The sequence below is a fragment of the Chitinophagales bacterium genome (assembly GCA_013816805.1).
Classification (GTDB): domain Bacteria; phylum Bacteroidota; class Bacteroidia; order Chitinophagales; family UBA10324; genus MGR-bin340.
Genome location: JACDDS010000004.1, coordinates 211,301 through 230,842, shown reverse-complemented (window position 1 = coordinate 230,842; position 19,542 = coordinate 211,301). Strand labels below are relative to the sequence as shown.

20 protein-coding genes are annotated in these 19,542 nt (G+C 38.6%); 9 read left to right on the top strand and 11 right to left on the bottom strand.

Features of this window, described 5'->3' with window-relative positions:
* Positions 1–64: 64 nt before the first annotated feature.
* The 3 genes from H0W62_04970 to H0W62_04960 are packed head-to-tail and all read left to right on the top strand — an operon-like array spanning position 65 to position 804.
* Positions 65–355 carry a DUF1211 domain-containing protein gene (locus tag H0W62_04970; GenBank protein ID MBA3647892.1) on the top strand — a complete coding sequence of 97 codons (291 nt, stop codon included), beginning with the start codon at positions 65–67 and terminating at the stop codon, positions 353–355.
* A complete protein-coding gene (locus tag H0W62_04965; protein ID MBA3647891.1) occupies positions 319–438 on the top strand; it encodes a DUF1211 domain-containing protein in 120 nt (39 codons plus the stop codon). Before H0W62_04970 ends, H0W62_04965 begins: the two co-directional genes overlap by 37 nt.
* Before the next feature lie 33 nt (positions 439–471).
* Complete coding sequence (locus H0W62_04960) at positions 472–804, top strand: hypothetical protein (protein MBA3647890.1); 333 nt, start codon at positions 472–474, stop codon at positions 802–804.
* A gap of 168 nt (positions 805–972) precedes the next feature.
* Here H0W62_04960 and H0W62_04955 read toward each other — a convergent pair whose 3' ends face one another.
* From H0W62_04955 to H0W62_04940, 4 genes are all read right to left on the bottom strand, one after another.
* Positions 973–1,434 (bottom strand): OsmC family protein, encoded by a 462-nt coding sequence (locus tag H0W62_04955; GenBank protein MBA3647889.1) that lies wholly within the window; start codon positions 1,432–1,434, stop codon positions 973–975.
* Positions 1,435–1,520: 86 nt separating this feature from the next.
* On the bottom strand, positions 1,521–3,488 hold the full coding sequence (locus H0W62_04950; GenBank protein ID MBA3647888.1) for a T9SS type A sorting domain-containing protein: 1,968 nt from the start codon (positions 3,486–3,488) through the stop codon (positions 1,521–1,523).
* 380 nt (positions 3,489–3,868) lie between these two features.
* Positions 3,869–4,036: a hypothetical protein gene (locus tag H0W62_04945; GenBank protein ID MBA3647887.1), complete on the bottom strand. Its 168-nt coding sequence runs from the start codon at positions 4,034–4,036 to the stop codon at positions 3,869–3,871.
* A 103-nt stretch (positions 4,037–4,139) separates the two neighbouring features.
* Positions 4,140–4,859, bottom strand: coding sequence for a phosphatase PAP2 family protein (locus H0W62_04940; GenBank protein MBA3647886.1), 720 nt, complete (start codon positions 4,857–4,859; stop codon positions 4,140–4,142).
* Positions 4,860–5,083: 224 nt separating this feature from the next.
* Here H0W62_04940 and H0W62_04935 point away from each other — a divergent pair, with 224 nt between their 5' ends.
* From H0W62_04935 to H0W62_04925, 3 genes are all read left to right on the top strand, one after another.
* A complete protein-coding gene (locus H0W62_04935; protein MBA3647885.1) occupies positions 5,084–6,088 on the top strand; it encodes a phosphatase PAP2 family protein in 1,005 nt (334 codons plus the stop codon).
* A gap of 610 nt (positions 6,089–6,698) precedes the next feature.
* Entirely contained in the window at positions 6,699–7,439 is a 741-nt protein-coding gene (locus tag H0W62_04930) for a T9SS type A sorting domain-containing protein (GenBank protein ID MBA3647884.1), read from the top strand.
* A gap of 130 nt (positions 7,440–7,569) precedes the next feature.
* Entirely contained in the window at positions 7,570–9,648 is a 2,079-nt protein-coding gene (locus tag H0W62_04925) for an aryl-sulfate sulfotransferase (GenBank protein MBA3647883.1), read from the top strand.
* A 243-nt stretch (positions 9,649–9,891) separates the two neighbouring features.
* On the opposite strand, the gene H0W62_04920 is transcribed toward H0W62_04925, so the two are convergent.
* The 3 genes from H0W62_04920 to H0W62_04910 all read right to left on the bottom strand — a co-directional run bounded on the left by H0W62_04920 (position 9,892) and on the right by H0W62_04910 (position 14,198).
* Positions 9,892–11,769: an aryl-sulfate sulfotransferase gene (locus H0W62_04920; GenBank protein ID MBA3647882.1), complete on the bottom strand. Its 1,878-nt coding sequence runs from the start codon at positions 11,767–11,769 to the stop codon at positions 9,892–9,894.
* 67 nt (positions 11,770–11,836) lie between these two features.
* On the bottom strand, positions 11,837–12,724 hold the full coding sequence (locus H0W62_04915; protein MBA3647881.1) for a T9SS type A sorting domain-containing protein: 888 nt from the start codon (positions 12,722–12,724) through the stop codon (positions 11,837–11,839).
* Positions 12,725–12,806: 82 nt separating this feature from the next.
* A complete protein-coding gene (locus H0W62_04910; protein MBA3647880.1) occupies positions 12,807–14,198 on the bottom strand; it encodes an alginate export family protein in 1,392 nt (463 codons plus the stop codon).
* Between the two features lie 587 nt (positions 14,199–14,785).
* Here H0W62_04910 and H0W62_04905 point away from each other — a divergent pair.
* From H0W62_04905 to H0W62_04895, 3 genes are read left to right on the top strand one after another with little or no spacing between them, the layout of a single operon-like run.
* Positions 14,786–15,538, top strand: coding sequence for an ABC transporter permease (locus tag H0W62_04905; protein ID MBA3647879.1), 753 nt, complete (start codon positions 14,786–14,788; stop codon positions 15,536–15,538).
* 7 nt (positions 15,539–15,545) lie between these two features.
* A complete protein-coding gene (locus H0W62_04900) occupies positions 15,546–16,319 on the top strand; it encodes an ATP-binding cassette domain-containing protein (protein ID MBA3647878.1) in 774 nt (257 codons plus the stop codon).
* Positions 16,320–16,324: 5 nt separating this feature from the next.
* Positions 16,325–17,305, top strand: coding sequence for an MCE family protein (locus H0W62_04895; protein ID MBA3647877.1), 981 nt, complete (start codon positions 16,325–16,327; stop codon positions 17,303–17,305).
* An 86-nt stretch (positions 17,306–17,391) separates the two neighbouring features.
* On the opposite strand, the gene H0W62_04890 is transcribed toward H0W62_04895, so the two are convergent.
* Genes H0W62_04890 through H0W62_04875 form a run of 4 tightly spaced genes read right to left on the bottom strand, consistent with a single transcriptional unit; the run spans position 17,392 to position 19,537 of the window.
* Complete coding sequence (locus H0W62_04890; GenBank protein ID MBA3647876.1) at positions 17,392–17,985, bottom strand: YdeI/OmpD-associated family protein; 594 nt, start codon at positions 17,983–17,985, stop codon at positions 17,392–17,394.
* Between the two features lie 20 nt (positions 17,986–18,005).
* Positions 18,006–18,587 (bottom strand): DUF4256 domain-containing protein, encoded by a 582-nt coding sequence (locus H0W62_04885; GenBank protein ID MBA3647875.1) that lies wholly within the window; start codon positions 18,585–18,587, stop codon positions 18,006–18,008.
* A 55-nt stretch (positions 18,588–18,642) separates the two neighbouring features.
* Positions 18,643–19,032 carry a DoxX family protein gene (locus H0W62_04880; protein ID MBA3647874.1) on the bottom strand — a complete coding sequence of 130 codons (390 nt, stop codon included), beginning with the start codon at positions 19,030–19,032 and terminating at the stop codon, positions 18,643–18,645.
* Between the two features lie 37 nt (positions 19,033–19,069).
* A complete protein-coding gene (locus tag H0W62_04875) occupies positions 19,070–19,537 on the bottom strand; it encodes an SRPBCC domain-containing protein (GenBank protein ID MBA3647873.1) in 468 nt (155 codons plus the stop codon).
* Between the last annotated feature and the right edge of the window lie 5 nt (positions 19,538–19,542).

Below are 19,542 nucleotides of genomic sequence, written 5' to 3'. Positions count from 1 at the left end.
TAATTAAAAATAGCTAACAATTAAATCACTAAGCAGAATTTTAATAGTTCCATAGATTTTGCGAATGCAATATAATGAAATGGTATTTTTAAATGCGGCAATAGACAAGGACTCCAGGATTGGGTCACCTTTAATAAGAATTGCTTTCCATGTATCTATGAATACTTCTTATCCTGCATCAGAAAATAAGATGAACCTGGAGAGAATTATTATGTTCAGCGATGGAGTATTTGCCATTGCAATTACGCTTCTTGTAATTGAATTAAAATTACCCCATCTTAATGAACCCTACACAGATGAAGCTATAGAACTTGCTCTATTACAAATTTTCCAAAGTTTTTTGGTTTTTTATTAAGTTTTTTTATCATCGGTATTTACTGGACCGTTCATCACCGGATGTTTACTTATGTCATAAATTATAATTCACGATTGCTATGAATCAATTTATTTTATCTGTTGCCAATTGTGCTAATGCCATTCAGTTCGGCCTTATATGGTGATTATCCGATGAGCAATACTGCTTATGCCGTTTATGTCAGTAATATGGGTTTGAATAGGTTAATGGGATTTTTGATGTGGCGCTTTATTGCGAATCCAAAAAATAATATTAGCCATGGACTGGAGAATAGGAAACTGGTAAATTATTTTTGCTACAGAGGCCTCGTGGTGGCCGCTATTTTTATAATTGGATTACTAATCGGATACCTGCAATTCTCTTTTGCAGTTCCGATCAGCAGAATGTCTCCAATGCTTCTTTGGCCTGCAATGGCAATTGGAAGAAGAATATATAAAGTAAAGAACTAGCACAGATACCGATTATATCGACAATGATATTGCTGTTGGTTTTTTATAGGGTATTAAATGTTTCTGTTAATCTTTTATTTTATGATTAATCCAGTTTTCTGAACAAGCTTCCAGTTAAACTATTAAGTTCATAAGTATTCTGAAAAACATTTCTGAGATCTCATAATGTTATGATCCAATTATATTGATTACCGACCTCACAGAATTTGCTATATAGCATTTATCATGCGCAAGTTTATGAAACTTACTAATCTGTTCAGCAGTAGGAATTGGTTCACCTGAAAACGTTACTTCAGGCTTTAAATTAATAACAGTCATTGCCAGTTTTCCATCCTCGTTTTTACTCATTATTCCTTCTGCAAAGTCTTCATATTTCTCAACCGTAAATTTATTTGCAGCTGCAATGGATAAGAAAAAAAGCATGTGACAGCTTGAAAGGGATGCAACAAAGGCTTCCTCGGGATCAACAGCTGATTCATCAGCCATGGGAAGTGGAACTACCTGTGGGGACGCAGATGCTGATATTTCAACACCACCATCAAAAAACCAGTAATGCGCTCTGCTGTATTTATTGTCGGTAAAAAGTTCATGCGACTTTTTCTCCCACAAAACTTTAATTGTATAAGTCACTTAGAGTATTATAAATCAAGATTATCTTTTTCGAAAGTGCGAAACTTTGGTTTCTACAATGGCCTCTTCGCTAATAAAAAAAGGTATTACTGTTTTACCAGTTTAATCTGATTGATCTGGCTGCTCACTTTCACTGATGCAATATAAACGCCCGGAGGGAAAGATGAAAAATCAAGTGATAGCCTATTATCCCCGGGAACCAGAGAAATGTTTTTTAAGAATGCAACTTTCATCAACTCATCGTAAACCGTAACGTTTGCGATATCATTCTGGTCACTGAAAATATCAACAGAGATATTATCTGTAAATGGGTTTGGAGTCAAATGCAAAGTAATATTTGAATTCTGATCAGTTGAAATTCGTGAATCATTGCAGGTCTTTCCACTGCACATATCCATTCTCACCATAAAGGCATCGTAATTATCGTGGGTGCAGTTAGGACAATCCGGACAAATAAATGGAATTCCGGTATTATAGATGGTGCCACCTGCATGTCCATGTAAAGAATCGTCCACATCCGGACTGTTAGTGGAGAAGGAAACATAGACTGTGCCCCCGCCATCATTAAGTGTTGCAACGGAAGAGCCATACCCTGAAAAAGCATTATTGTACAGACAGTTGCAATTAAATCCGCAATCAGGCAAAGAGAAATTTTCATCTTCTGATCCTCCCAGATAAGTAGCATAATCAAGATTCACCTTATTCCCCTGGTCATTAAAGGTTGCAAAAAAGGCATCGCGAAGGCCCGACAAATTATCCTTCAGCTTATCTTTTCCATGATATCCTTTAATAAATCCGGTAGTATTAGGACTCGAAGTTATTCCTGCCATGGCAACCCATTGGGTTCCGGTTTTTTTACTATAAAACCAATTAAGACCATTTGGAAAATCACCTTCGGAGCCACCAAAATAGGTTGCCCAGATACCCATTCCTGTTGATCCATCAAGCTTAACAAGAAAGGCGTCGTTACCCCCAGCCGATTTGTCTTGAATAACAGAGCTTCCGGGCACCAGTTTTAGATTGTCACTAAGCGTCCAGCCGGTTACATAGACATAAGTTTCTCCTGTAATTTTAGGATCTGTAATGGCTAACTTTCTTCCTCTGTCCAAACTGTCACCACCTATATAAGTTCCCCAAACGGGTTTGTAAGCAGCACCTTTTAATTTCCATTTTCCCACAAAAGCATCAGAGCCCCCACCTGGATTTCGCTGATAGACATTTTTAGTTGCTATACCAGCTGTACCCTGGTCAGAAGTTCCTGATACGTATAATTCATTCCCATTATTACTAAACCTAAGACAATGGCAGCGATCCTGTCCATCCGCCGATTTTGAAGAATCAATAGAGTAATAGGTGAAATATTTTAATTGAGTTAAGCAATTATCAAAGCCTGCAATAAATCCGTCACCGTTAGCACCTATTTTTTTATCATACGTATTAAGAGCCCGAAATCCCAGGTTTTCACTTTCGGTATACCCTGCCACGTACACATCATGGTCTCTCCCTGGTTTTATAGCAATGTCAAGCACTTCATCTTTACCCTTGGGACCACCGAAATAGGTGTAGGCGAGAAGGGATCCATCAGTAGCATCATATTTTGCAATAAATCCTTCAAAATTATCAGATGGTAATGGTTGAAAGGCTGATGAGCCATTACATGTTTCACATTGCATGGCTTGTTCCGAAGACAAGCTTGCACCTGCCACATATACGTAAGTATTTGTGTTTTGGTGATCTACTGCAATACAATACGCCCAATCGTACCTGTCAACGTTTTTTGTTGGTTTATCAATGCCTGCACTCCCTGAATATTTGATTTTTCCATTCCATTTATGTTTTATGTTACCATCAGCCGGATTGTAAGAATACTTAGTTAAAAATGCATCTCCGTTACCTAAATTTTTTGAAGTATCACAATATTGATAAGTGGCATCTTTCGGTGAGCTATAAGATAAACCCACCATATACACATCCTCTTCCTGGTCATTAATTTTATCCACTGCTATTTGTTCTACAAACTCATCTTTATTCAGGCTGGTAAATGCATCATCCATATATATGCTGCAGTTCAGATTTTTTTGAGCAAACGCACGTCCAAACAAAAATATAATTAGTATTAAGCAAAGAGCTATGAATTTCAATATTGAACAAAACTTAACAATCTTATTTCTGGTAATATTTCTCATAAAATAGTTAGATAAAACATGAAGATAAAAAAAATGCTTGGGGATTAATGAAAAATAGAAGAAATTGATTGTTGAATGGATTTGGATATCCCTCCTGTTGATTTACGGTGAAAACACCTTCCTTACAATTCACATTAACATCTGTAATAAAAGAAATAGAACCACATCCCTGATCTCCTGTGCGAACAACATACTAGCCTCCTGAAGTGGTAGCTTTATACGTTTTGTCGGTAGCTCCACTAATGGGTTCATTGTTTTCTATACCACTGATAGGTATTTTCGCCGTTACCCTTAGCCGTAAGCTTAACATTTCCACCCTGGCAGAAATTCAGGGGACCATTGGCTGTTACCTCTAATCCGAATTTAGTAGTCTCCTTGGTAGAAGCCCTGAACACTTTTATATCAGAACTTTCCAAAAACAGGGGTGAGCAAGACTTCTTTAATAAAAGACCCTATCTATTTAACTGCGGCATTTTACAGAAAGGATCCGCAGCATAAATAAGCATCAATTAAAAGTCGTTAAGCATTATTATCTACTATAGGGTCTATCTCCTTGTGAGTATACCGTTCAATTCTGCGCAGAACGGACAAGGAGATCACAAGCCAGATGAGACCTACGCAAAATCCTGCTAATACATCGCTGGCATAATGCACCCGTAAGTATACACGGCTAAATCCGATGGTGCAGATAAGGAGTACGAGCAGGAAAATCAAAAACCATTTAAGATTCTTATTTTTTATACGCTCCCAGATAATATAGATCAGTAAGCCATAGAATGTAACACTGGTTAGTGCATGTCCGCTTGGAAAGCTTAATCCTTCCGCTGGATGTAAAAGGGGAATAAGCGGGCGGGGACGATTGAATAATTCCTTTAGTCCGAGCATCAGCAGTAAGCTGCTGATAGAGATGGCAGGAATTTTAATAGAATACCATTTGTGTTTCTGAACAAATGCAAAATATGAGATTAAAAGGATGTTTGCAGGAATAAGAAAATCTGAGGTTCCGAGAAATGTAAAAAACAGCAGGATTTCGGTATTCATATCAGTAACATAGGTCTTCAGAAAGTTAAATGCATTTTGATCAAAAGCATATTTGTGCTGAAGAAAGATCCTGTCTGCAATAAAAAGAAAGCCTGCAAAGGCGATGATAAAAAATATAAAGACTATAATAAGTTCTGCAGATAAAAGTGCAATAGCTGCATATGTTTTTTTTAGGTGAGCTGAAACTTTCTGTATCATATGCTTACTGTAGCTATTTATTTAAGGAGATTCGTAATTTTTTATGCTGACTTCAATCCATTTTGTTTTAATCATGCAGAATCAGCAGCCGAAATTAAACTGTTTGCCATACTCTGAATAATCTTCATGAGCTAATTAATCTATACGATACAGGAAAGGCAGGCAGATCATTTCATGGTACTTTATTTGTTATCGGAAGTTTAATCTTAATCCTCCCATAATTTATGAATAAGGTGTTTTTTTTTCTGCTGCTGTTAGTGTGTTTAGACTATGCTTGTAAGGCACAAATCAATATTGATTCAATTTTATCTGTAAAAGATACATTGGGGGTTTCAGGTGATTCACTGTTAAATTCCGGCAGCCCTGCATCGGTTGAAGATAGTATTCATACTATAATAAATCCTTCGAGTCTTCATACGGAATTAAACTTAAAGTCTGCCGGATCCCGGGATCATGTAAATTGTCCTTTTCACATAAAACCAGCAATTGATATTTCTATTACAGTACTTGGTATAGCAGGAACCATAACCGGGTTCTCTCTTCTCAGTAAAAAAACCTCTTCAGATGTTGGTGTAATCTTAAATCTGGATCCGGAGCGGGATATAAAAATTGGCATAAACCGCCATGATATTCATAATTATAGTGTTACTGCAAATAATCTCAGTGATGTTTTTTTCTACAGCAGTTTCCTGTATGGATTAATCCTTCTTGCAGACAGGGAGATCAGGCAGGATGCATTGAAGATTGCATTATTATATGTCCAAACCCTCGGAATAACAGGCACCTCTTACTCACTGGCCGCGGCCAGTGTTGACAAATACAGGCCCTATGTATATAATAAAGACAGCCTGATTGTAGACGGAATTAAAGTGCCTGAAGTGCCGATTGAGAAAAAAACCAGTAACCATGCAAAAGACAGTTTCTATGGGGGTCATCCTTCTGTTCCTGCATCTTCTACTTTATTCGTAGCAAGTGTGTTTTCTGCATATCATCCTAATTCACCATACCGGTTTATGTTTTATGGAATAGCGGTTGCTGCCACGGCCACCACTGCCTATTTGAGATACAGGGGCGGCGATCATTTCCCTACTGATCTTGCAATCGGAGTTTCCCTGGGTTCTGCCTATGGATTACTGGTTCCTTATTTTCATCAATGCCAGGATAAAGGCTTTTCTTTCGTCCCTATTACGGGCAAAGTAAAGGGTGTTAATGTAACCTACAGATTTTAATAATCTCTTTTTTCCAGCATTTCCCTAAGAGTATAAACTTTACAAAAGTGTACGGGATCCCTTTATTATTCTGTACACTTGTCTTCTCTTCTATCTTTTAATCCCTTTTTCCGGTGCTTTCCATGAATTCATCCATTTTTATCCTGCTATAGGTAAAGCTTTGCTTTACATTGCAGTTTACATAATAGGTTTTGCTAACTTCTATATGCATCAATAATTCTGTTTCTTTTTTCAGAACTTCAACACCACCACGCTTTGCATAAAATGCAATGTGACCTGGTGCACTTTTTATAAACCCGGTCTTTATTGTTGCAGCTTGCAGATTCTTACGTTGTTAGCGTAAATAGAATAGTTAAAGCCGCAAAATTCAAATCATCTCTCCTATAAAAAATAATAGTAGGTGAATCTTTCGATGCAGTTTGCGCCTCGCATAAGTCAACGCCTACAAGCAACATTAATGGATAAAAGAACAGTAAAGACAGAATTGTTTTTGTCTTCTTAACATAAATCGAAAAAAAATAAATGGCTGGAACAGAAAGCTAAAAAATTAAAGGCACCAGAAAAATTCTTTAGCATCCTATAAAAAATTATTTTTACATAAATGTCCTTTATGATTGCACGTACCATTCTTACATGTCTCTTCTTTTTTTTGTTCAGTGCCTTATACGCACAAGTTTGCACTCCGGAATGGACAGGTGAAGGTTCCGGTATTACCCCTGACACTACTCAAAACCTTCCGCCTGCAACTGTGAATACTCCATATAGTGCAACCGTACAATTTAAAGTGCCTCTCAGAGATACCTTATCAGGCGTTGCAATAAGTCTTAACCATTTAGAATTAACCGGCGTAACCGGCTTAAGCACCATTCCTTCTACCATGCCTTTTAATTATGCCTGCAATCCTTCATCCTGTTCCTTTAAAGCAGACTCCGTAGGTTGTGTTACTATTACTGGTACTCCTTCTGCGATAGGTGTATATCCTCTTACCATTGCCACTAAAGTTTATCTGACCCTTGGTGTATTTGTACCGGTATCAGTTGGGGGATATCGCATTACCGTAACAGAAGGAGTAGGAATTACCCCATCTGATAAATCCATATTCCGGGTTCAGCAAAATGTTCCCAATCCTGCACAAAAAAAGACAGATATCCAGGTAAACCTTCCTGCTTCCTCCCTAATTGAGATGAGGTTATTCGATATGCTGGGTACAATGATCTACAAAAAAATTGTTAAGGGAATGCCTGGCAAGAATACAATCATGGTGGATGTTTCAGACTTTAATCCCGGTATTTATTTTTATGTTATTAGCAACGGTGAAAATGTGATTACAAGGCAGATGGTTGTAGATTAATTAATTCTTTTTAGGTCATTTACCTGTCAATACCTTTAGACAATATTCTTGATTTTATCCAATCGGTATTTCATTAATTATCCGGTCATTTTTTTTTATAGTTTTGACGCTTTCTCACTAATTCAGACTTATGACTTTCCCTATTAAATTAGCCTGTTATTTTATCCTCGTTTTCAATGTTTCCTATAGCTATGCGCAGTTCCAGTTTATTGCTCCTGTTCCAGGATCCTCATCTCATAACCCTGACAGATGTATCATTATTCGCGAAGGTCATGAAATAGATAAAAGTGTGCTTGAGAAAAAGTCATTTTTTAAGATTGAGGGATCAAAAAGCGGTAATCATGATTTTTCCATTAATCTTTCTAATGATCGCCGCACCATTATCCTAAAACCTGTAATTCCATTTTCATATAGTGAAAAGGTGACGGTTCAAATAAAGGGAGGTCTTTACCGCAACGATGGAGCAGCGATTATGCCGCTTTCTTTTTCGTTTTCTATCCACAGGAAATATACAGATGCAGAACAAAAGATTTTCGAAGATGCTGTAAAAAAAATGGATGCAGAAGGTTTTGCTCCTGAGGAATCCGGATCACGTACGGCATTAACAGGCAATGTGAATGTTTTGATTAATCTAAATCCGCATCCCGGTGATATATTTTATGATTTTGCAAGCAGTACCGGCATAGGCCCAACCGGAGGCAATATTATTACCAGCAACGACGATTCTATTTTTTCTTTGGTGACTACAGGTGTAGTTACCGATTTCAAAATAAATCATAACGGATATCTTACCTATACCGACCGGACTGACAGTGATTTTAAGATGCTTGATTCTTCGTACCATTTCATTAAGTCATTCAAGCCGGCAAATGGATATAAGTTCGACAACCATGAATTTCAGATATTCCCTGACGGTCATTATTATATGATAGCTCTTGATGATTCCATAATTGATTTAACGCAATTCAATCCTTACTATCAGTCCAATGCTGTTGTTATCGGATCTGTAATCCAGGAATTTGATGATAGTGACAATCTAATTTTTGAGTGGCGCAGCTTTGATCATGTAGATCTCTTTGAAGCAGTGCACCAAAATTTTGCACTGGCTTCTATTGATTATATACACACCAATTCCATTGAAGAGGATAGCACTGATGGAAATATCATAATATCTAACCGGCATTTTGACCAGGTTGATAAAATTGATGTTAATACCGGGGAATTTATCTGGCGCCTGGGAGGAGTAGAAAATGAGTTTACATTCCTGAACGATACTGCAAAATTTAACTACCAGCATGATGCACGCAGACTAGCAAATGGTCACATCAGTATGTTCGACAACGGTAATTATCACTTTCCGCCTCAAAGCTTTGGAAAAGAATACGCATTGAATTTTTCGGAAAAAACAGCTAAGCTGGTGTGGAGCTACGCCCATCCATTGATCAATGGGACCATACCCGTACAGGGAAGAGCTATGGGTAGTGTTCAGCGCTTTTCCGATGGAGGAACATTTATTGACTGGGGACTGATTTCCGATCCTACTAACGATCCTTCCTTTACGGAAGTAGACTCTGCCAATCAAATTGTTTGGGAAGGAAAGATTGTGCCTTCAAATAATGTGTCTTATCGTGCTCACCGATTTATCTGGACACCTTGTGCACGACCCAGCGATCAATCATTACTCGCCACAGATATTACTTCAACCAGTGCGCGGCTTTCCTGGGGAAATGCTACCAATGCATCTTCTTTTATTGTTCAATACCGTGACAGCGGCAGCGTAGAATGGACTACAGTTTCAGTTCCTGATTCATCAATGTTTGTGGTGCTTACAGGCCTGAAGTCAGGTACTACTTATGAGTGGGAAATACAATCGGTTTGTAATGCCTTTAATCCACCAGCCTCTGACTTTTCTGCAATTAAAACGTTTACTACTCCCTATGGAACATTTATTTCGAATCAAATTGTTCAGGAGCTCAAAATATTTCCTAACCCTGCGCATGATTTCATTTACGTTTCTTTACCTGATGGATCATCTAAAAAAGCAACTATTCAACTTCTAAATGCTGTTGGAGAAATTGTGTTTAATGAAAGTTTTCCCGGATTAAAAGGCGGATTTACAATACCTCTTAAAAATCTCTCAACCGGTATGTATATGGTTAAAGCGATTTCAGATCATCAGATCTTTATGAAAAAAGCATTGGTTGAATAAGAGATTTGCAGGAATAAAAATTGGTTCATAACATTTCATGCTTTACCCAAGAGGCTGCAAATAAGATATATAAAATGTTCCGCCAAGATTATAAACTATAGTAATTGAGCTTTAAAATATCCAACAATTCAGATTCAGATAAAAATGCTTGGATGTCTTAGGAACACAATCCCTAAAATATAAAATCCCTGAAACAGTGTTTTACGGCTGTAAGCAGGGATTATTATTTGTTAAGAAATATGTCTATTGAATCATCACATTCCCCGCCATTTTTACATCACCTGCCGAAACCTTCAGAATATAAAAACCTTTACGAAGACCGGTAAGATCTAAGGTGGCAGGGGAGGATTGAAAATGATAATTTTCAGTTCTGGTAAAGACTACCTGGCCTAAGGTATTTAGTACGGTATAAGTGATATTACTTGCGCTGGGGATTTCTGTCTTTATTTGCACCATTCCATTGTTCGGATTAGGAAACACCTCTAAATTTTGTACTCCTTTCTTAATATTTGCAATACCGGTAACAGGATTCCATTCTGTCTTATAAACACGATAGCTATACTGGGTTGAATCTTTGAAACGGAACTCCCAAACAATATTTTTATTTACATCTATCTCCGCACCATTTGGCAGACCCTGCTTATTTGGTAGCCCATATCCAATGATGGTATTTCCATTTGGAAGACGAATGGCGCTGCCCTGGTTTTTTGTAAACATGTTAAAGCCATTTACCTGCGGGTGAGTGTAATACCACACACAATTTGCAGTGTGGTTTACTTCATCCAGAATATATTCTTTTGGCTGAGATTTATTGTTAAGGTTATTTACTGGGTCCTGAAGATTTCCATTATCAAACATTAAGATATGGCCATTTTCAATTCTATGAACGTGATGCTCATGACTGAAGCCACCATTGGGATCGTTGGTCGTCACAAACTCATTAAAGGTGGAACCTAGTCCGCCCCATTGCCACATGATTGTTCCATTCGTAGTATTGATCTTTACAACGCGATCCATATTCCGGAATGAAGCGATCATATTTCCATCATTATCGAGGTACATAGAATTTAAGTGCCAGGGATCATAGGTAGTCGCATTGATCGTTAAAAGAATATCAGGGGCAGCATCCGTCACCGTAAAATACTGATCCGATCGCCAGATGAATATCACATTGCCATTAGCATCCAATTCCTGTATCCAGCAGATATTTACCGGGGTTGCATCACCGCCACCATTTCCACTTAAGTTCATAGAAACCCAGTCATAGATAGAAAACCATTTAGTACCGTCAGGAAAAAAAAGTTGTTCGTGCTGGCTGGGTTCCAGTCCGTTTGCACAATGAACTTCCTCAAGCTCATTGTAGCTGGAATCCAATACGATAATTCCGGTATCAATTCCATTTATTTGCCTCAGAGCAGTGAGATACCCGTTATAATTTACATGGAAATTGATTCCATCACCCGATGAAGTCTGATTAAAGACGGAATCGCCATTGGATTCCATGATTCCGTATCCGATCTCAGCAGAAGTCTGCGGTGTAGTGCCGCTGTTCCTGTTGAAAAAAATTCTGCCTGGTGCAGGATTATTATTGGTAAAGATCAGTATGAAGGGTAGGGCAGTGCTCCTCGCCGAAACTTGTGGAGCAGGAACATATGTTGATTGCTGATTCGGGTCATTAATTAAATTACCGTCATCGTCATGCGTATCGAGGTATTCCTGCAATTGATTTTTTTCCTGATCGGTCATTTCACGCCGGATAGAAAAATCAAAGGATGTTCCTTTTATAATTTTACCAGATACAGTCCTTAATCCATAATTCACCTTTACACTAACTGTTTCAGTATAAGCAAAGGCAGCAGCAGGAGTGATGCATACCGTTTTTCCATCTGTAGAAAGCACCGCCTTCGCAGAAACTTTACCACTTTTAGAACCCGTTAATTCAACCTTATCATCGGTAACGGATTGTGCATCTATAGCTTCGCCATTTCTAAGGATAAGATGCGTATTTGGAAATTCGTTGGTGCTGTGATTTTTTGGATAAACATATTCGAATTGGGCCGAGGCCTTTTGTAATAAAAAACAGCAGCAGGCAAGTGTAATCAGGAGAATAGTTTTTTTCATGGTAGTTTAATTCCGGTGATGAATATTAAATTAAGGTAGATTTGGAATAGTATATAAATGCTGATAGCTATAAACTCTTAATCCAGTTCTGAGTAAATGCAACGGATGCTGATTTTATGCTGATAAAATAGTTTCCGGGTATAAGATCGGATAAGTCTAAATGAAGTTCATTTACATCCCCAGTAAAGTTATTTTCATATACTATTCTGCCTAACTGATCTGTTACCGATGCATGCATAAGTCCATTTATAATATGCCCAAGTCGCACAGTGCATTGCCCGTTAGAGGGATTCGGAAAAATAATCGAAGAATTTTGGTTTTGTAGAGAAGAAACTCCATTAACCAGGCCTTCACCTGCGGCTATCTTTACATTAGAAGTTTCCTGGTACGCAAAATCTTTTAATGTAATACCTGGAATGAGTGAATCAGTATTTGCATCGAGGCGAAGCCAGCCGTAATGAACATCTGCACCTATTGTTAATTTTAATCCTATATACGTATCTTTTTCATTTTTCCAAAAAGGCACCGTAGATGATCCCGATTGAAAAGCAAAATTAACCGAGTGAAAAAAAGGAGCAAATAGATTTTGAGGAATGCTGTCTCCGGATTTAAATTGAAGCGCAATAGCAGCATAACCCCCAGCCTCATAAGAGCCGACAGAATTGCCTAATTCAACACCTTCCATATGCTCACGGAAATTATATCCTGGAATGGAGTCATCAATACCATAGAATTTAAGGATGATTTTGAAATCAGTTACACCATCATTATTTAAATCCAGCGAATCTATCTGCACATCAGGAAAAGAGGAAGGTACTGATCCGCCTAATACCTTATCAGGGCTTATATCTGTATAAATTACCTGCGCCTGTGCCGCGAGGGATGAAGCCATGACCGAACCGGCCAACAGTGAATAATTTTTCAGTTTATCCGATAGAGTACCTTTTTTTTTCATTCAATAGGTTTATATGGCGCGCAAATTAATCTATCTGAAAACGATAACAAAAGAAATTTCTTCCGGCTACACCAAAGATTTTTTATTTGGCATTGCTGAAAAAAACCGGCCTGAACGTGACCATCAGGTAAAAGTATGCAGCAGTAACCTTAGGTCCGCCAATCTGTGAGAAGCCGCTTGCCTTTACAAATTCCATGGAGCGTGTTGGAAAATAAAGCGCTAAACCCGTATTTAAATTGATCTCTTTGGTAATGTCTTTTATGGCTGCAAAATCTAATTCGCTGCCCAGAGTCTTACCTAAACCTTTGCCGGGGTTCTCTACATCAACCACCTTGTTCTGCAAGGCAAAATAATGATACGCAGCTCCGAAATTCCAGTTATCGTAAGTGTACTTTAAATTCAGATAGGCATCAATTAACCCACCATTACGCGTATCAGTTGGAATATTTACGAAGATATCAATCTTGCCATAAAATTTATCCCCTGCACCAAATGCGGGGTTAAAAGTATGGGTAGTTCCATCAAGGTTGGGATAGATAATATTCGGGTCAATGGCATTTGCTGTATCAACTGAATTGCTGCCTGACAAATAATCAATCCCTGCTCCAACCTGCAGGTTTTTTGTTGCCTGTATCCACGGATTTACAGAGAACATGTACGCCGATATTTTTTGAAAAGAGCTGGGAACAATATTTCCGCTTTGATTGAATGTCCGCGTTTTCCCGCTCTGTCCGTATCCCTCTAAATTAACGCCCCACCTGTGGTAGTCGAGGCTGGAATTTATGCCGTAAGTGTAGCGCATCACAATACCGCTGGTATCGGGTGATTGGTAACCATCTCCCAGGATTATTCCTGAGATACTGTACGTATAATTTGTGTCTGTTTTGGATTTATTAGCCCATAAAAAATCAAGTGTTTTGTAATTGCTCAGTCCGTAGTAATCACCAAAAAAAGTTTGTGCCTGCTGGTTATAGGATGCAGCAGCATCCACTCTCCATCCCTGATCAAGGTTTAATTTTAAAACCATTGCATCATGAGCACGCCCTTGCTGAGGCCAATCGCCATCCGTAAGCAACCGCTTATTATCATATTTTAATTCCTGGCGGCCTGCCCGTAAGCCTATCTTGTTTGAAAAGTTGTATTGTATCCAGGCCTCGTGTAAGCCAAGCGAAGGCACATCGCTTGCCTGTACCTCATCACCCCAGATGCGGGCATCCTGAATGCTGATAAAGGCATTGAAGCGATTGCTGTTATAGGCTGCCATCAGGCGGGTACGCTGTGATAATAGAAACTGTGGTGTGCTGGAAGTATCCGGAGGAACTTTATATCCATACTGCACTTCCAAACGAGGCCGGAACAGGCCGGATATTGTCACGGTTTGGGCACTGACATCTATCGCACTGTTTAAAACCAACAAAGCAAACAATAATAGAACCCATAAATGGTATCCCGAAATAGGTAAAAGCTTTTTCATGTGCAGTATTATTTAACTTTTGAGCTAATAATTAAATATTTATGGTGTCTTTCTTATCAGTATTATATACTCCTGATCACGTATTGGTTAGTATTGAAACTGTCTTTTTTCACGCGGCGAAAATAAAGAGAAAGAATAACTCTATTGAATTGAGTGAAAAAAAGTTTTAAACGAGAACCCAGGAATTTTAAAAGCAGCTTATAATTCCTTAAGTTAACAGGTCTGAATGCAATATATTAATATAAGAATCCCGGTAACTATTCCTGTTATTTTTAGAAATATTTTTTGCTAAAAGAAGTTTATTTGATTCGCCTGAAAACTGGTAGTCTTATTAGTAAAATTTTAGCTCGATAATTTTCAGGAGGCGCTAAAATCACAGGATGTGGCTTTGCTTTCAGATTGCTGCCGATTCCACTTAACATTGATATTCTAATCGCCAGTGGTTGCAAATAGTTAATACCTCAAGGATATAATGTTTGTAAAAATTGTGGTATTTATGCGCTCCTATTTAATTCATAATCCATTATCTTTCTTTTTGTAGATAAGCCAGTAAAATTTTAAAATAGACCCATTTGTTTACAAAAAAACTGGATCAGCTTTTTATTGATGTTTATAGCGGGTATAAATTTATAACCCGTTTTATAAAAGAATCTTTTCAAGCTCCATTTGAATGGAGGGAAGTAATAAAGCAATGCCTGGAAGTTGGTTTTAGATCGTTACCGCTCATAACGCTTACTGGTTTTGTGACCGGTATAGTTTTTACCAAACAGTCCCGTCCTTCGTTAGCTGCCTTCGGGGCATCCTCATGGCTGCCTTCATTGATAGCGATCGCACTCGTGAGAGCGCTTGCACCATTGGTAACGGCGCTTATTTGTGCAGGCAAGGTAGGATCAAATATAGGAGCAGAGCTGGGTTCCATGAAGGTGACGGAGCAGATAGACGCTATGGAAGTTTCTGCTGTTAATCCCTTTAAATTCCTGGTGGTTACCCGAGTTTTAGCCACCACTATTACAGTACCTATTTTAATGATGTATTGCGCCTTTGTGGGTTTGATGGGAGCCTATCTCGATGTTCACTCACATGAACTAACCAGCTTTATCACTTTCTTTGAAGAGGCGTTTGCACAGATCACTTTTCTCGATGTTTTTTCATCTGTCTTTAAGGCTTTTGCCTATGGATTTACAATTGGAATAGTGGGCTGTTATAAAGGCTTCAATGCATCTCAGGGAACACAAGGAGTGGGGAGGGCGGCCAATGCAGCAGTCGTACTTTCTATGTTCCTGATCTTTGTGGAGGAAATTATTATCGTACAGCTCACTAACTGGATTCGCTATTTTTAATTTAATTATGGAGAACGGTCAGCCAGATATAAATAATGAACAGGCAGTAATCTCCATCAGGGGCTTGTATAAGTCTTTTGGGGATCTGCAGGTGCTTCGCGGTATTGATCTTGATGTTTTTAAGCGCGAAAACGTAGTAGTGCTCGGGCGTTCCGGAAGCGGAAAATCAGTTCTTATAAAAATTATCTCAGGGTTACTGAAACCTGATGAAGGCATGGTAAATGTTCTTGGCAGCCAGGTAGATCTGCTGGATGGCAAAGAACTGCGGGAACTCCGGATGAAAATTGGCTTTTCGTTTCAGAGCAGTGCATTATACGACAGTATGAATGTTCGTGAAAATTTGGAATTTCCATTGGTTAGGAACCAAAAAAATCTAACCGGTAAAGAGATCAGCGATGCAGTGGAGGAAGTGCTGGAAGCGGTCGGGCTTGAGCAGACCATTAACCAGATGCCTTCAGAGCTATCCGGCGGCCAGCGAAAAAGAATAGGTGTCGCCCGAACACTCATCCTGCGGCCCGAGATTATGCTCTATGATGAGCCTACAGCAGGTTTAGATCCAATCACCTGTATAGAAATCAATGAATTAATCAATGAGGTAAAAGAAAGATACCACACCAGTTCTATTATTATCACCCATGATCTTACCTGTGCTAAAGTTACGGGCGATCGTCTTGCCATGCTGCTAGACGGAAAATTTTTAAGGCAGGGAAGCTTTGAAGAGGTATTTGATACCCAGGAGGAAAGGGTAAAAAGTTTTTTTGACTACAATTTTATACAATAATAAAAATGAAATCCAATCCAAACAGACGCGCAATAATAGTAGGGCTATTCATCTTTCTGGGTCTTATGTTCCTGCTTGCGGGTATTCTTGCCATCGGGAATCTGCATAACAGCTTTGTAAAAAAGATGACCGTTACTACCATTTTTAATGATGTAAACGGATTGCAACGCGGAAATAATGTCTGGTTCTCCGGAGTGAAAATAGGTACCGTGAATGACTTGGACTTTTATGGTAAATCACAAGTAAAAGTGCAAATGAAGATAGATGAGAAATCGCAACAGTATATCCGTAAAGATGCCAAGGTGAAAATAAGCACAGATGGGCTGATCGGTAATAAGATCATTGTGATTTATGGTGGTTCATCCACCGTGGATGCTGTGGTAGAAGGAGATACTTTGGGCATAGAATATACATTAACCACGGATTCTATGATGAATACTTTCCAGGCAAATAATAAGAATCTGCTCGAGATCACCACCGATTTTAAGGCAATTACCAAAAGAATTAATGCAGGAGAAGGAAGCCTTGGTAAATTGCTCAACGATGATGCTTTATATACTAACATCAACACTACCATTGCTTCCTTGCAAAAAGCTTCATCAAAAGCCGCACAACTAACTGCTTCTCTGACGGAATATGGAAACAAGCTAAATCAGAAAAATAGCCTTGCGAATAACCTGGTTACCGATACTACTGTTTTTAAATCCCTTAAAGTTACCACTTCGAAATTGCAGGAAGTTGCTGCTTCGGCTTCCGATGTTGTTACGAATATGAAAGAGGCTACAAAAGACTTGAACAACACTAATAGCCCTGCAGGTGTATTGCTTCATGATGAACAGACTGCACTGGATCTCAAGTCTGCAATCAAGAACTTAGACAGCAGCTCCCAAAAGCTTAATGAAGATTTGGAAGGACTTCAGCACAATTTTTTATTGAGAAAGTATTTCCGGAAAAAAGCAAAGGAAGAAAACAGCGTACCTAAATAATTTAAGAATTCCATATGGCATCTTTAGTTTTACCTGTTTTAGGCGCGGAATTATAAACTAACTGATTTACTTTTCTCATCCATGTTTTAATCCTCTAATCCCTTTCCATCAAAAATATTCTGCACATATTTTTCAATTCTCACCTCGCGGGTTTTGGATTGTTTGGCTGAGGAAAAATAAAGAAGATATCCTCTTTGCCGTCCCGGTGTTAATGATTCAAAAGCAGTTTTTAAAGCAGGAACTTGATCTAATTTATTTTGAAACTCTTCAGGCATGCTGAATTCTTTAGTCTTTTTTAAGGGTACTTTCAAACCTGCTCTTTCCACTTCAATGGCTTCATGAATATAGGCTTTCACTATTTTTTCCATTTTAACTATTTCGCGCACATTAGTAAAACGAATCTGCCGGGCTGCCTGCACATTTTCCGTTTGTTGAATAAGAATACTATTGGTATCGTGTAACAGTGCTCCTTTAAAAAACAAAAGGGCACAGTATTCTTTAAACACATGAATTAGAACAATGTTCTTCTTCTCCAATGAGTAACAGGGGCAACCCCACTTCAAATCTTCAGTAAGGTTATAATCAAGAACAATAATTCTCAATCTCCTGATTTCTTCCTGCCACCTTTTCTCTTTATTAAAATACCAGTCTGCTTTAGGATTCATTTCACTCTTTGTCATAAAATCTTTTTTTGAGAAATTCAGACCTTCAGCAAGCCACGGAATCCCCTGGCTGCATAATAGGAATCTGCACCGTTGTGATATACAAAGACAGTATCATAGCGACGGTCACAAAAGAGTGCTCCGCCGAGTTCTCTGATATGAGCAGGTGTTTGTACCCAGCTTGATGTTTTGATATCGAACTTTCCAAGTTGCTGCAGTTCCCGATATTGTTCTTCTGATAACAGTTCAATGCCCATGTCAGCAGCCATCTCGATAGCGCTATTTTCTGGCTTATGCTCTTTCCTTGATTCCAGTGCTTCATTATCGTAACACACACTTCTGCGGCTTTTAGGACTTTCCGATGAACAATCATAAAAAATGTACTCACCTGTCTTTTTATCAAAGCCAACAACATCAGGTTCCCCGCCTGTTCTTTCCATTTCATTGAGCGACCACAGTTTTTCCCCCGAATCCCCGGAGTCAAGTTTTGCTTGAACTTCAGTCCATTCAATACTTTTGTGTCGGTTCCTATTTTTTTCAAAACGTGCTTTTAATGCGCTGACTAGTTCTTTAGTTTGTTGTGGTGGCAATTTATTATTAGGGCTCTTAATATTGTTCATACTATGCAGAGGTGAATTGTTATATCGATTTATTTACGAAGTCATTTTTATTAACTCAATTAATTGTAATGATTTTTCTATCGGCAGGTCTGAAATACCACAATACCAAAGCCAGGATCAGAAGTAGTATTGAAGGTAATATTTCAGTTACGGAATTGCCCGATGCAATATGCGAAAATATTGCTCCCGTCATGGCAAAGAAAAAGCCTGCATAGGCCCATTCTTTTAGTAGTGGAAATTTAGGAATAAGCAATGCTATAACGCCGGAGATTTTCCATATAGCGAGCAATGTTAGCAAATAAAGAGGATAGCCCAGATGTGTTATCATATCAACCCCACCTTGTCCCTCTTTCCCTTTGAATAACTGTACTGCTCCGGTTGACAGCATTCCTAATGCAAGCCAGACAGTAACAATCCAATAGATGATTTTATTTCTCTTTTCCATAGTGTGTTATTTAATTTGCCTTCCGACCGCAATAGCTTTAGCGAAGGCGGTTTACGATTTCTTGTATCCGGTTATGTGCCAAATTAATGCCTTGCGCAAAGGGTAGCTGCAGCACCTGGTCTCTGTGAGCAACGGATTCATATATAACATGCATCCTGAGTTTGCTGGTGTCATCAGTAAGTTGTTCAAATTCATAAATCTCAAGCTGAACGCCAAATGGCGTATTCTCCATTTCAAATGTGCGGGTGATTTTCCGGTTGGGAACAAACTCATGGATCACTCCATTGGCACGGAAAGCGACGTTCCCTTTTGGATCGGATGTTTCAATCTGGTAACTGCCGTGTTTTTTACTTTCGAGTTTCAGCACTTTCGTTCCCATCCATTGCTCCACAATTTCTGGTTCCACATACGCTTTAAAAAGTAGCTCCAATGGCAGGTCAAATTCCCTGGTGATCACTAATTCCTGTTTGCCGTCTTCGGCATTGATTTTTGTTTTTTGTTCCATGTTAT

Coding starts and splice junctions, on each gene's coding strand:
- H0W62_04970 (MBA3647892.1), top strand. CDS start 65: ATGCAATATAATGAAATGGTATTTTTAAATGCGGCAATAGACAAGGAC.
- H0W62_04960 (MBA3647890.1), top strand. CDS start 472: ATGCCATTCAGTTCGGCCTTATATGGTGATTATCCGATGAGCAATACT.
- H0W62_04950 (MBA3647888.1), bottom strand. CDS start 3,488: ATGGATGATGCATTTACCAGCCTGAATAAAGATGAGTTTGTAGAACAA.
- H0W62_04940 (MBA3647886.1), bottom strand. CDS start 4,859: ATGATACAGAAAGTTTCAGCTCACCTAAAAAAAACATATGCAGCTATT.
- H0W62_04935 (MBA3647885.1), top strand. CDS start 5,084: ATGAATAAGGTGTTTTTTTTTCTGCTGCTGTTAGTGTGTTTAGACTAT.
- H0W62_04930 (MBA3647884.1), top strand. CDS start 6,699: ATGATTGCACGTACCATTCTTACATGTCTCTTCTTTTTTTTGTTCAGT.
- H0W62_04925 (MBA3647883.1), top strand. CDS start 7,570: ATGACTTTCCCTATTAAATTAGCCTGTTATTTTATCCTCGTTTTCAAT.
- H0W62_04920 (MBA3647882.1), bottom strand. CDS start 11,769: ATGAAAAAAACTATTCTCCTGATTACACTTGCCTGCTGCTGTTTTTTA.
- H0W62_04915 (MBA3647881.1), bottom strand. CDS start 12,724: ATGAAAAAAAAAGGTACTCTATCGGATAAACTGAAAAATTATTCACTG.
- H0W62_04910 (MBA3647880.1), bottom strand. CDS start 14,198: ATGAAAAAGCTTTTACCTATTTCGGGATACCATTTATGGGTTCTATTA.
- H0W62_04900 (MBA3647878.1), top strand. CDS start 15,546: ATGGAGAACGGTCAGCCAGATATAAATAATGAACAGGCAGTAATCTCC.
- H0W62_04895 (MBA3647877.1), top strand. CDS start 16,325: ATGAAATCCAATCCAAACAGACGCGCAATAATAGTAGGGCTATTCATC.
- H0W62_04890 (MBA3647876.1), bottom strand. CDS start 17,985: ATGACAAAGAGTGAAATGAATCCTAAAGCAGACTGGTATTTTAATAAA.
- H0W62_04885 (MBA3647875.1), bottom strand. CDS start 18,587: ATGAACAATATTAAGAGCCCTAATAATAAATTGCCACCACAACAAACT.
- H0W62_04880 (MBA3647874.1), bottom strand. CDS start 19,032: ATGGAAAAGAGAAATAAAATCATCTATTGGATTGTTACTGTCTGGCTT.
- H0W62_04875 (MBA3647873.1), bottom strand. CDS start 19,537: ATGGAACAAAAAACAAAAATCAATGCCGAAGACGGCAAACAGGAATTA.